This window comes from Corynebacterium doosanense CAU 212 = DSM 45436 (genome assembly GCF_000767055.1).
Classification (GTDB): domain Bacteria; phylum Actinomycetota; class Actinomycetes; order Mycobacteriales; family Mycobacteriaceae; genus Corynebacterium; species Corynebacterium doosanense.
Genome location: NZ_CP006764.1, coordinates 2,079,969 through 2,092,157, shown reverse-complemented (window position 1 = coordinate 2,092,157; position 12,189 = coordinate 2,079,969). Strand labels below are relative to the sequence as shown.

General features: G+C 66.7%; 9 protein-coding genes. 8 read left to right on the top strand and 1 reads right to left on the bottom strand.

From position 1 onward, the window contains the following. The first annotated feature begins 64 nt into the window (after nt 1–64). The 8 genes from CDOO_RS10215 (at nt 65) to CDOO_RS10180 (ending at nt 9,877) form a co-directional block, all read left to right on the top strand. Entirely contained in the window at nt 65–3,208 is a 3,144-nt protein-coding gene (locus CDOO_RS10215; protein ID WP_018020668.1) for a translation initiation factor IF-2 N-terminal domain-containing protein, read from the top strand. Between the two features lie 182 nt (nt 3,209–3,390). Continuing rightward, nucleotides 3,391–3,696 (top strand): 50S ribosomal protein L21, encoded by a 306-nt coding sequence (rplU, locus tag CDOO_RS10210; RefSeq protein WP_018020669.1) that lies wholly within the window; start codon nt 3,391–3,393, stop codon nt 3,694–3,696. A 22-nt stretch (nt 3,697–3,718) separates the two neighbouring features. Continuing rightward, complete coding sequence (rpmA, locus tag CDOO_RS10205; RefSeq protein ID WP_018020670.1) at nt 3,719–3,997, top strand: 50S ribosomal protein L27; 279 nt, start codon at nt 3,719–3,721, stop codon at nt 3,995–3,997. Between the two features lie 155 nt (nt 3,998–4,152). Then, nucleotides 4,153–5,679, top strand: coding sequence for a GTPase ObgE (obgE, locus tag CDOO_RS10200; RefSeq protein WP_018020671.1), 1,527 nt, complete (start codon nt 4,153–4,155; stop codon nt 5,677–5,679). 7 nt (nt 5,680–5,686) lie between these two features. Continuing rightward, entirely contained in the window at nt 5,687–6,853 is a 1,167-nt protein-coding gene (gene proB / locus CDOO_RS10195) for a glutamate 5-kinase (RefSeq protein WP_018020672.1), read from the top strand. Nucleotides 6,854–6,889: 36 nt separating this feature from the next. Further along, on the top strand, nt 6,890–7,807 hold the full coding sequence (locus CDOO_RS10190) for a D-isomer specific 2-hydroxyacid dehydrogenase family protein (protein WP_018020673.1): 918 nt from the start codon (nt 6,890–6,892) through the stop codon (nt 7,805–7,807). A gap of 99 nt (nt 7,808–7,906) precedes the next feature. Further along, nucleotides 7,907–8,521, top strand: coding sequence for a PepSY domain-containing protein (locus CDOO_RS10185; RefSeq protein WP_018020674.1), 615 nt, complete (start codon nt 7,907–7,909; stop codon nt 8,519–8,521). Nucleotides 8,522–8,599: 78 nt separating this feature from the next. Beyond that, the gene (locus CDOO_RS10180; protein WP_018020675.1) at nt 8,600–9,877 is read left to right on the top strand and encodes a glutamate-5-semialdehyde dehydrogenase; all 1,278 of its coding nucleotides are present in this window, start codon (nt 8,600–8,602) and stop codon (nt 9,875–9,877) included. Here CDOO_RS10180 and CDOO_RS10175 read toward each other — a convergent pair. Beyond that, the gene (locus tag CDOO_RS10175; protein WP_155861249.1) at nt 9,834–11,933 is read right to left on the bottom strand and encodes a hypothetical protein; all 2,100 of its coding nucleotides are present in this window, start codon (nt 11,931–11,933) and stop codon (nt 9,834–9,836) included. The genes CDOO_RS10180 and CDOO_RS10175 overlap by 44 nt on opposite strands. Nucleotides 11,934–12,189: the final 256 nt, after the last annotated feature.

Genomic DNA, 12,189 nt, shown 5'->3' with positions numbered 1-12,189 from the left:
GCGCCCGGGGGCCCGTGCACCGGTCGCCCGACCCGCCCCCGGCGGTGGCAGTTAAGGAGACATAGTGGCATCGACCGCAGAACCGAAAAAGCCCCGCAGAACCACCCGGAAGACGTCGCCGGCCAGCCCCATCACGCAGGCCGCCGCTGACTTCGACCGCTCCCAGCTCGGTGAATCCGTGCGCGTCTACGCACTGGCGAAACAGCTCGGCGTGTCCTCGAAGGACCTCATCGCCGCCCTGGCCGACCTGGGGGAGAAGAAAGTCGCGCAGTCGTCCCTGACGCGCGCGGACACCGAGAAGCTGCTCGACTCGCTCGCCCCCGCCGCCCCGCCGGCGCGGAAGGCGGCCAAGAAGACGACGAAGAAAACCACCAGGAAGGCCACGAAGAAGGCCACCAAGAAGGCGGTCGACAACGGGACCTCCGACGAGAACGTGGATTCCCCCGAACCCGCCCCTGCTGCGTCGGAGACCCCGGCACCGGTGGAGGAGGACGACAAACTGCGCGAGCGTGTGCGCAAGAATGTCGACAACGAGATCCACCAGATCGAGGAGAAGGTCAAGGCCGACCTGACCGAGGACCTGACTGCAGCGGATGTGGTTGCCGAGGATGTCGAGCCGGACGAGACCACTGCACTCGAAGTGCCCGAAGCTCCCGAATCCAGGGACGCGGACAAGGCCGCGTTCTCCCCGCTGTTTGTCGCCCCTGGTGCGAAGACGGAGGATGCAGAGGAAACGGAGAGCCCGGAGGAAACGGAGCCGGCTGAGCAGGGCGTCGATAAGCGGGGTTCCCGTCGGACCCGGCACCGCGTGGCGCAGAGCCGGAAGAAGCAGTCCGCCCCCGAGCCCGAGCCGGAGCCGCAGCCTGAGCCCGAGGCGGAGGAGACCCCCCAGGTCGACGAACCCGTGGCCATCAAGGGATCCACCCGGCTCGAGGCCCAGCGCCGGCGCCGCACCGAGATGCGCGAATCCGGGCGCACCAAAAAACACATCGTCTCGCAGGCGGAGTTCCTCGCGCGCCGGGAATCGGTCGAGCGCACCATGGTGGTGCGGGAACGACCGCGTCACGACGGCGGCGGCACCCTCACCCAGGTGGGCGTGCTGGAGGACGACCTGCTGGTCGAGCACTTCGTCACCACCGAGTCGCAGGCATCGATGATCGGCAACATCTACCTCGGACGGGTGCAGAACGTGCTGCCCTCGATGGAGGCGGCGTTCATCGACATCGGCACCGGGCGTAACGGCGTGCTGTACTCCTCGGAGGTCGACTGGAAGACCGCCGGCCTCGGCGGACGCGGCCGCAGAATCGAACAGGCGCTGCGGTCCGGGGACCAGATCCTGGTCCAGGTGTCCAAGGATCCCCTCGGCCACAAGGGCCCGCGCCTGACCACCCAGATCTCCCTCCCCGGGCGTTTCCTCGTCTACGTCCCGGGCGGGCGCAGCGCGGGAATCTCCCGCAAGCTGCCCGCGCCGGAGCGCAAGCGGCTGAAGGACATCCTCGGTCGGGTCATCCCGGGAAAGGGCGGAGCCATCATCCGCACCGCCGCGGAGAACGTCCCCGAGGAAGCCATCGCCGCCGACGTCCGGCGCCTGCACAACCTCTGGGAGGACGTGCAGGAACGTGCAGACAAGGAGAAGCAGTCCAAGGGCGCCACCCCGGTCACGCTCTACGAAGAGCCGGATATGCTGGTCAAGGTCGTTCGCGACCTCTTCAACGAGGACTTCGCCTCCCTGGTCATCGACGGCAAGCGCTCCTGGAGCACCGTGCACTCCTACGTGAAGTCCGTGGCGCCGGACCTGGCGGATCGCCTGGTCAAGTACGACCGCCGCGACCACGACGGACAGGACGCCTTCGAGCACTTCCGTGTCGACGAGCAGATCCACAAGGCGCTGGGGCGCAAGGTGTGGCTGCCCTCCGGCGGCTACCTCATCATTGACCGGACCGAAGCGATGATCGTCATCGACGTCAACACCGGCAAGTTCACCGGCGCCGGCGGCAACCTCGAGGAGACCGTCACCCGGAACAACCTCGAGGCCGCGGAAGAGATCGTCCGCCAGATCCGGCTGCGTGACCTCGGTGGAATGATCGTCGTCGACTTCATCGACATGGTCCTGCCCGAGAACCAGGACCTGGTGCTGCGCCGACTCAAGGAGGCCCTGGGCCGCGACCACACCCGCCACCAGGTCTCCGAGGTCACCTCGCTCGGCCTGGTGCAGATGACCAGGAAGCGCATCGGCACCGGACTCGTGGAGACCTTCACCACGGAGTGCCACCACTGCGAGGGCACGGGACTGATCTTCCACGAGGATCCCGTCGACCGCGACGAGCACCACGCTCCTGCCGAGCACCACGCTCCTGCCGAGCGACCCGGCCGGGACAACCGCCAGGAGAAGGACGGCGACTCCGAGGACGTGCTCGAGCGGATGGCGGACTCGGTGCTCAAACTGGGCGACCCGGAGGAGACCTCCGACGCCACGGAGCAGGACGACCGGGACGACCGGGACGAGGAGTCCGGAGAAAAGCGCACGTCCAAGCGCCGCGGTCGCCGCGGTGGCGGGCGCGGCCGGGGAAGCCGGGACCGGGACACCTCCTCTGAGAGGCAGCAGCAGGAGCAGCCGCAGCCGCAGGATGCCGAGCCGGTCAGTGAGTGGGAGCGCATCGCCGCCGAAGCGGTGGAGACGGCCCGCGAGCTTGACCCGGACGAGCCCTCCGATGCCGACTACGTAGCCGAGACCGGGGAGAAGTCCTTCGCCGAGGCACTTGAGGAGTTCGACTCCTCGCCCCGCCGACGCCGCAAGACCCGTGGGAACTCCCGCTCCGACCGACGTCCGGAGCGAGGGGAAGCAGATACCGATAACCGGGCGGAGAAGTCACCGCGCCGACGCCGCGCCACTGCAACCACTGCTACTACCGGCACCGCCGAGGCTCCCACGGAGTCGGTGCAGGCGGAGGCGCAGGAACAGAAGCGCACCGAGGTCTCCCGGAAGACGCCGGATGCCCCGGCCAGGGACGAGCAGCCCACGCGTTCCTCGCGGGGTCGTCGACGTGCGGTTCGCCGCCGCGCGGCGGCCGGCCGGGAAGACATTCGCCAGGAGGTGAAGGAACCGGTGCACACGGACGTCGAGAAGCGTCCCGAGCCGGAGACTGGTTCCTCCCGCGGTTCGCGGGGGCGCCGACGGGCAACCCGACGGAGCTCGTCGCGCCGTTAGTTGAGGCGTTTTGGAGAAGGGGCCCGGAACGGGGTACTCTTTGACAGTCGCTGTTTTGGAGCCGACCGCGTACCTCCTTTCGGGAAGTGCCCGCGGTCGCCCGAAACATCATAGAAATAGTGTCCATGCAGGCCCGTCGCTTTTCGGGGCTGTTAACGAGTTTAGGTAAGGGGTGACCCACCATGTACGCAATCGTCAAGACCGGCGGAAAGCAGTACAAGGTTGCCGAAGGCGATCTGGTCAAGGTCGAGAAGATCGAAGGCGAGCCGGGTTCTGCCGTGGCTCTCGCCCCGGTTCTGCTCGTCGACGGCGCCGACGTCAAGTCCAAGGCAGAGGATCTGGCTAACGTCAGCATCGATGCCGAGATCGTCGAGCAGGCCAAGGGCCCGAAGATCGACATTCTCAAGTACAAGAACAAGACCGGCTACAAGCGTCGTCAGGGCCACCGTCAGAAGCTGACGGTCCTGAAGATCAACGGCATCAAGTAGAAGCTAAGGGAGGGAAAACACCATGGCACACAAAAAGGGCGCATCCAGCTCCAGCAACGGTCGCGATTCCGAGTCCAAGCGTCTCGGCGTGAAGCGCTTCGGCGGACAGCAGGTCAAGGCCGGCGAGATCCTCATCCGCCAGCGTGGCACCAAGTTCCACCCGGGCGAGAACGTCGGCCGCGGTGGCGACGACACCCTGTTCGCTCTCGAGGCTGGCGCTGTCGAGTTCGGCATCAAGCGCAACCGACGCATCGTCAACATCGTTCCTGCCGCTGAGCAGGTCGAGGTTGCTACCGCCTAGGTAGTTCGATCGCGTGAGACCCCGGGTGCCCTGACGGGCCGCCCGGGGTCTTCGTCATCCGCGGCAATTTCCGGCCTACCTCGGCCAACGCCGCGGGTGATATCATCAACCCACCACGCACCGGCTGGTGACCACACTTTTTAGGGAATGATTTCATGGCTCAGTTCGTAGACCGCACCGTCCTGCATCTGCAGGCCGGCGATGGCGGCCATGGCTGCTCGTCCGTCCACCGCGAGAAGTTCAAGCCCCTGGGCGGGCCGGACGGCGGCAACGGCGGACACGGCGGCGACATCATTCTCCAGGTGTCCGACCAGGTGCACACCCTCCTCGACTTTCATTTTCGCCCCCACATCAAGGCGGGGCGCGGCGGCAACGGTGCGGGCGACTGGCGCCACGGCGCCCGCGGTGAGGACCTCATCATCGAGGTTCCCGTCGGCACGGTCGTGCAGAACGAGAAGGGTGAGACCCTCGCCGACCTGACCATCCCCGGAACGCGGTTCATCGCGGCCGAGGGCGGGTACGGCGGCCTGGGCAACGCGTCCCTGGCCAACAACAAACGTAAGGCCCCCGGCTTCGCGCTCATGGGTGAGGAGGGCGAGGCCAGGGATCTGGTACTCGAGCTCAAGTCCATGGCGGACGTCGGGCTCCTCGGCTTCCCGTCCGCGGGCAAGTCCTCCCTGATCTCCGTGCTCTCCGCCGCCAAGCCGAAGATCGCGGACTACCCGTTCACCACCCTGCAGCCGAACCTCGGCGTGGTCAACGTCGCCGACCAGACCTTCACCATGGCCGACGTGCCCGGGCTGATCCCGGGCGCCTCTGACGGCCGCGGGCTGGGGCTGGACTTCCTGCGCCACATCGAACGCACCGCGGTGCTCGCGCACATCGTCGACACCGCGACCAACGAACCCGGGCGTGATCCCGAGAGTGACATCGACGCCCTCGAGGCTGAGCTCGCCGCCTACCAGTCCGCGCTGGACGACGACACCGGCCTCGGCGACCTCCGCGACCGGCCGCGTGTCATCGTGCTCAACAAGGCCGACGTGCCCGAGGCCGCCGAGCTGGCGGAGTTTGTCAAGGCTGACCTGGAGGAGAAGTACGGCTGGCCCGTGTTCATCATCTCCACCGTGGCCCGCCAGGGGCTGGAGGAGCTGAAGTTCGCGCTCTTCGAGATGGTGAAGAAGGACCGCAAGCGCCGGCCCAAGGCGAAGAAGGACACCGAGAACACCATCATCCGGCCCAAGGCTGTCGATGCCGGTGCCGGTAAGGGCCGCAAGAAGAACGTCAAGGAGTTCGAAGTCACCGAGGATCCGGACGTGCCGGGCGGCTACCTCGTCACCGGCGAGAAGGTCGAACGCTGGATCAAACAGACGGACTTCGAGAACGAGGAGGCCGTCGGCTACCTCGCGGACCGCCTGGCCACCCTCGGCGTGGAGGATGCCCTGTTCAAGGCCGGCGCCGAGGAGGGGGCCACCGTCACCATCGGCTACATCTCTTTCGAGTGGGAGCCCATGACCGCGGGTGATCCCACCATGGCCGGCCGAGGTTTCGACGCCCGCCTGCAGGGCAACGACCGTGTCTCTGCCGCCGAGCGCAAGCGCGCCTCGCAGGCCAGGCGCGGGCTCATCGACGAATACGACTACGGCAACGGCGAAGAGGCCGACCGCGAACGTTGGCAGGGCTAGCTCGGTCGTGACTGGACAGGAGCGTGGGGAGGGCGTCGATACGCCGCTCTACCGCAGCGAGGCTGAGCTGCGGTCCGAGATCGCCGGTGCGAAGAAGATCGTGGTCAAGTTCGGATCCTCCTCGCTCACCAGATCCTCGGGCGGGGTCGACCGCGTGCGGATGGACCGTTATGTCGAGGCGCTCGAGGCCAGGATGGCCGCGGGTTCCGACGTGGTGGTGGTGTCCTCCGGCGCCATCGCCACCGGGCGCAAGCCGCTGAAGATGGTCACCCGGCCCAAAGACCTGGCCACCAAACAGGCGGCGGCCGCGGTCGGGCAGGTGCAGCTCGCATCCAACTGGTCGGACTCCTTTGAGCGGTTCGAGCGCACCGTCGCACTGATCCTGCTCACCGCGGGGGACACCGGCGACCGTGACCGGGCGCGCAACGCCCAGCGCACCATCGATCGGCTCCGCCAACTTCGGGTCATCCCCATCATCAACGAAAACGACACCGTGGCCACCAGCGAGATGCGCTTCGGTGACAACGACCGCCTGGCCGCGCTCGTGGCCCACCTCATCGGCGCCGACGCGCTGGTGCTGCTCTCCGACGTGGACGGGCTCTTCGACCGCAATCCCTCCGACCCCGGGGCCCGCTTCCTCTCCGAGGTCCGCTCCGGCAAGGATCTGGAGGGGGTCCTGGCGGGCGACGGTGGCCCGCTCGGCACCGGCGGCATGGCGGCGAAGGTCTCGGCCGCGCGCCTGGCCGCCCGCGGGGGAGTGCCGGTCCTGCTCACCAGCGCCGACAACATCGCCCCGGCGCTCGCCGGTGACGACGTGGGCACGGTGTTCCACCCCCGCCCAGACAAGCGGCTCAGCGCCTGGAAGTTCTGGGCCCTCTACGCCGCCGACGCCGAAGGCGTGCTGCGCATCGATCCAGGCGCCATGCGGGCGGTCACCCGCGGCGGAACGTCACTGCTGCCCGTGGGAATCACGGGTATCGACGGCGAATTCCACCGTGGCGACATCGTCGAGGTGATCGGTCCGAACGGCGAGGCGATCGGCCGCGGCGAGGTCGGCTACGACGCGGATGTACTGGCCGGAATGATCGGCAGGAACACCGCCGACCTGCCCGTGGAGCAGCGACGCGCGGTCATCCACGCGGACTACCTGTCCAACTACGCCTCCCGCGTGTGAGGTGTCGCACGGGTAAGCGCGGGTAGCCTGGCCCGCATGAAATTCACCATGCACCCCGAACGCTGGGACGAGGTCATCGCCGAGGTCGAGGAGGCGGGCCACACCCACGTTCCGGATCCCGCGGACGCTGACTTCCTCATCTTCAACGGCCGGCCCCGCGACTTCCCCGACCCGCTCCCCGAGGGCATTCGATTCATCCAGTGGCCCTTTGCCGGGGTGGATCACCTCATCGCGCGGGGAGTGATGACCCCCTCGGTGCGCTGGGCCAACGCCGCCGGCGTCTACGCCCGGCCGGTAGCGGAGGTGGCGCTGGGGCTCATCATCGCGCAGTTCCACCATTTCAAGGCCACCGCCCTTGCCGGTTCCTTCGCCCACAAGGAGAAGGTGGAGGCCACCCAGCAGTGGCTCTTCCGGGATAAGACGGTGGCCCTGTTCGGCGCCGGCGGCATCGCCCGCGAGCTCATCGAGATGCTGCGCCCCTTCGGCGTGCGCACCATCGCGGTCAACCGCTCGGGCCACGAGGTGGCGGGAGCCGACGAGACATTCGCGCTCGACTCCGCCGGTGACGTGTGGGGCCGCACCGACATTGTGGTGCTCTCCATGCCGCTGACGGATCAGACCCGCGGGCTCGTCGACGCGGAGAAGTTCCGGTTGATGAAAGACAGCGCCCTGCTGGTCAACGTCGGGCGCGGGGCCCTGGTGGACACGGACGACCTGGTGCAGGCGCTTAACGACGCCCAGATCGCCGGCGCCGCCATGGACGTCACCGATCCCGAGCCGCTTCCCGAGGGCCACCCGCTGTGGGCCATGGACAACGTGCTCATCTCCCCGCACATCGCCGCCCCGGCGGAGGTGGCGCGCATGCTCATCGGGGAGCAGGTCATCGCCAACGCCGCGGCGTTTGAGCGGGGCGAGACGATGCCCACCGAGGTCGACGTCGAGGCGGGTTACTGACGCCCCGGAAATCTCTCAGACACCTTTCGGTTACCCCACGGTCACCGAAAGTTTGCCTATGGTGGACAGGGAAGCGTCAACTAATACAGGAGGACAATCATGACCATCCGTAGAAGCATTCTCGCCACCACCGTCGCGGTCTCTACCGCGTTCGCCCTCGCAGCCTGCTCGGACGCCGCCGACACCGCCAACGATGCCGCAGGCTCCGCCACCAGCGCGGCCGCCAGCGCCACGGATTCCGCCGGTTCCGCCGTCAGCTCCGCCACGAGCTCCGCGTCCGAGGCCTCGGCATCCTCCGCCGCCTCCGAGACCAGCTCGGCCGTGCGCGAGGGCGAGCTTGACCCGGCATTCGCCGCGATCTCCGCAGTGAAGGCCGAGTACGCCGACGGCATCATCACCGCGATCGACCGCGACGACAACGACGAGACCTTCGATGTCGACGTGGTCGTGGGCGAGGACGTGCTCGACCTGGTGGTCAACGCCGACGGCGCCATCACCGAGGAGGAGCGCGAGAACGACGGCGACGATGTCCTCGAGGCCCAGAAGGCCACCGTCACCATCGACGACGCCATCACCGACGCCCTCGAGCGCCACCCCGAGGGTGTCATCGACGAGGTCAGCCTCGAGGAGGACGACGGGATGCTCAACTGGGAGATCGACCTCGATGGCCAGGACCGCAGCGATCTTGCGGAGTTCAGCGTCCGCGCCAGCTAACAGCCCCACGCTCAGACCCACCGAGGGGAACTCCCCACGGTGGGTTTTCCGCGTCGCGGGGCACGTTAGTATGGGCCCATGAACGATCATCCCCAGTCCGAGCGCGACGAGGTCCTGGCCAAGGCACATGCCGCGAAGGAGGTCGCCCCGATCCTGGCGGCCCTGCCCACGCCGGAGAAGAACACCCTGCTGCGCGCTGCCGCAGAAACCCTCATCGAGCGGCGCGAGGAGATCCTGGCTGCGAACGCCAGGGACATCGCCACCGGCCGCGACGCGGGCATGGCGGAATCCTTCATCGACCGCCTGCGTCTGGACGAGGCCCGCATCGACGGCATCGCCGACGGGCTGCGCCAGGTGGGCAGCCTCGATGATCCGGTGGGGGAGATCATCCAGGGTCGACGCATGGACAACGGCATCCTCATGCGTCAGGTCCGTGTTCCCCTCGGCGTCATGGGCATGGTCTACGAGGCCCGCCCCAACGTCACCGTCGACGCGTTCGGGCTGGCACTGAAGTCCGGCAACGTCGCGCTGTTGAGGGGTTCCAAGTCCGCGCGTGAATCCAACACGACGCTGGTGGAGATACTTCAGGATGTCTGTGCGGCGCACGGTCTGCCGCGGGAGATCGTCCAGCTCCTGCCCTGCGAGACCCACGATTCGGTGCAGGACCTCATCACCGCCCGCGGCCTGGTCGACGTGGTCATTCCCCGCGGCAGCGCGCGGCTCATCGAGGCCGTGGTCACCGGCGCGACCGTCCCCGCGATCGAGACGGGTACGGGAAACTGCCACTTCTACGTCGACGCGTATGCGGACGTCGACTCGGCCATCGACATGGTCATCAACGGCAAAACCCGCCGCTGCTCGGTGTGCAACGCCACGGAGACGGTGCTTATCGACGCCTCGCTGCCCGATCCCGAGAAACTCCGCATCATCGCTGCTCTGCAGGCCGCCGGGGTCACGGTGCACGGCGATGTCGACGAGCTCGCGTCCATCGGCGCGGAGGACATCGTGGCCGCCGACGACACGGACTGGGGCGAGGAGTACCTCTCCTTCGACATCGCCGCCAAGATCGTCGACGGCGTCGACGGAGCCACCGAGCACATCAGGCTGTGGAGCACGGGACACACCGAGGCGATCGCCACGCTCAACGCGTACACCGCCCGCACCTTCGCTGACCGTGTCGACGCCGCGGCCGTGATGATCAACGCGTCCACCGCCTTCACCGACGGGGAGATGTACGGCATGGGCGCGGAGATCGGCATCTCCACGCAGAAGCTCCACGCCCGCGGGCCGATGGCGCTGCCGGAGCTGACCTCTACGAAGTGGATTCTGGAGGGTACGGGGCAGACTCGGGCCTAACTCCCTCGGTGGAGTGCCGGGCAGCCGACCAGCGCAGCCACAGGAAGAAAGCACCGGCCAGCGCCAGTGCGATGCCGATCGTCCACAGGAGACCGGTCAGGCCCGGCTCGACCCCGGCCATCTCCACGATGGAGGGAGCACCGACCACGACACCGATGGCACCCAGGAGCAGGTTCTGGGTGTTCCTGGCCTCGTCCTTGGCCTCCTGGCGTGCCTTATCGACGTCCTGCTGCTGCTCCCGCTCCTTTGCGGTGATCTGCTGGTAGATGCTGCTGTAGATGTCGGAGCGAAGATTGAGGTCGTCGGATACGTCCTCGTACATGCGGCGAACTCCACTGGTGTCGCGCAGCCCGTGGAGAATCGCCGTGCCGGTCGACCTCCGCGGGATGGTCTCGGTCCACAGCACGTTCCGGATTTCCGCGAACTCGATCTGGGCCTCGTTGAGGTCGGTGAGACGTTCCGACAGGGCCTTCGAGGAACCGAGGGTGATGGCGCTCAACTCCTGCTTCTGGTTCAGCATGGCGCTGAGGGCACTGAGGGCGGTGAACGTGCGCATGTTCAGTAGGAGAATGTCGACGAATCTGGTCGAGGCCAGCAGGGTGATCTTCGGGTTTCCGGTGTAGTAGGTGTTGGTCCGGACCGCCGCGACCCCGGAATCGACGGTGGCGATATGCCAGTCCTCGATGTCGTCCACGGATTCCGACTCTGAGCTCAGGCGGGACTGCGAGGGGATTCTGTCGTGGTACTGATCCGCTCCGGTGGCCAGCTGCCAGGCCCAGGATGCTTCCCTGGTCCACGAGTCCGATTCGTGAGCAGCATCGGGCCACAGCTGGGGGTTGGAGGCGATGGGACGATTGGGGATCGCGACCACGCTTCGATGACGTTGGACCCGGTCAATCTGCTTCCTGCCGGAATCGGAATCCTCCGGAGTCGGGGCCGGTTTTCCCGCGGGTACGAGGTAACCGCCGTCGTTCATGAAGAAGGTCTGTGTGGCACCGGCCAGATCGTCCGAGTTGAGCAGATACTCGGCGATGCAGGTGATGTTCTTGAGGAGCTGGAAGTTCCCCAGCCTCCCTGCGCGCGGGGAGGCCGTAGGCGTGCCGTGCCAGTCGAATTCCTTGACCGCGGTGGCACCCGGGCTCGACCTGGGGCGATCCAGAGCGCGAGAGATGGCCTCCAGCTGCAGGTCATCGCAGTTCTCCGCGACAACATGGAAAACAAGGTAGTGGTCGTAGTCCTTGCTGCCAGTGGTTGCCGCGGTCTCGTGGTGCGGGAACTGGACGTATTCGATCGCCTGAAGTTGAAGCAGAGCGGAATCGTTGGCGGAGGACTTGCCGAGCCACGAACCGGAGGTGAGCGCATAGGTTCCGAACCACTCAAGCATCTCCGCGCAAGTGGCCCCCTGCTTCAGTCCCTCGCGGCTGTAGCGCAGAAGGTAATCGAGATAGGTGTAGTTCGCCCCCGTCAGAAGAGAAGCGTCGGAGAAGTCAGAATTGTCCAGGTAAGTCCGGGTTTCCTCCCCGTGCTCGGTGATGAACTGAAGGATGCTTTCCCGGGTCGCATGATAATGCAGGGGGCGATCGGGATCGTCCGCCAGAAGTCGTCGGCAGATCGCTCCTCCCGGGAGGAGCGAATCGGGTTTCGATTCGGTGGTGTTGTCCGCGATCAGTTTCTTGAGGTGGCGCGACGCTACACCGCCGTCCCGGTAGGGGTCCACCGAGTTCGCCTGGACCGCGTTGATGAGGCTCGCACCAAACCAGGCCTTGGCCTCGGTGTAGTGGGTAAATACCGCCGGGTCCTGTCTGTCCGCTGACGGAGTGGGTGTAAAACTCTTGAGCCCGCGGTAGCGGCCAAGGATCCAGGGGGAGTCCTCGAGGTCAAACGATTTGAACTCGAAACCCGTCGGCAAGGGATGGGCGATGGAGAACATGCCTGCACGCCACTGAGGCACGTGTTCCTGAGCGGCCGGGTCGGCATGACGAGGCGCGCGATACGGTAGATCCTCGCCCCGTTTCCGGTAGTCGGTGGCCTGCGAGAACGTCGTGGTCCTTGCCATTTCTACTCCTTTTCCGTCTCTGAAATTGAGCCGGTCATGGTTGCGGACTCGGATGTATGGTGACAGCGTCATCGGCGCCGAGGCTGATCGATTACAGATTAACGATCCCCCGGGTAAGAAAGTGCTCGCGCGCGAACGTCGCCTGACCTGGTCCAGCACCGGGGGTGTTCATTTCTCTGTCCGCAAAAGGTCTTTGTACGGATACTGTGCCTCAGCCCGGCCCTGAATTCTCGACTATCGGGGAGCAGTCCCCCCG

Coding starts and splice junctions, on each gene's coding strand:
- rplU (WP_018020669.1), top strand. CDS start 3,391: ATGTACGCAATCGTCAAGACCGGCGGAAAGCAGTACAAGGTTGCCGAA.
- rpmA (WP_018020670.1), top strand. CDS start 3,719: ATGGCACACAAAAAGGGCGCATCCAGCTCCAGCAACGGTCGCGATTCC.
- obgE (WP_018020671.1), top strand. CDS start 4,153: ATGGCTCAGTTCGTAGACCGCACCGTCCTGCATCTGCAGGCCGGCGAT.
- CDOO_RS10190 (WP_018020673.1), top strand. CDS start 6,890: ATGAAATTCACCATGCACCCCGAACGCTGGGACGAGGTCATCGCCGAG.
- CDOO_RS10185 (WP_018020674.1), top strand. CDS start 7,907: ATGACCATCCGTAGAAGCATTCTCGCCACCACCGTCGCGGTCTCTACC.
- CDOO_RS10180 (WP_018020675.1), top strand. CDS start 8,600: ATGAACGATCATCCCCAGTCCGAGCGCGACGAGGTCCTGGCCAAGGCA.
- CDOO_RS10175 (WP_155861249.1), bottom strand. CDS start 11,933: ATGGCAAGGACCACGACGTTCTCGCAGGCCACCGACTACCGGAAACGG.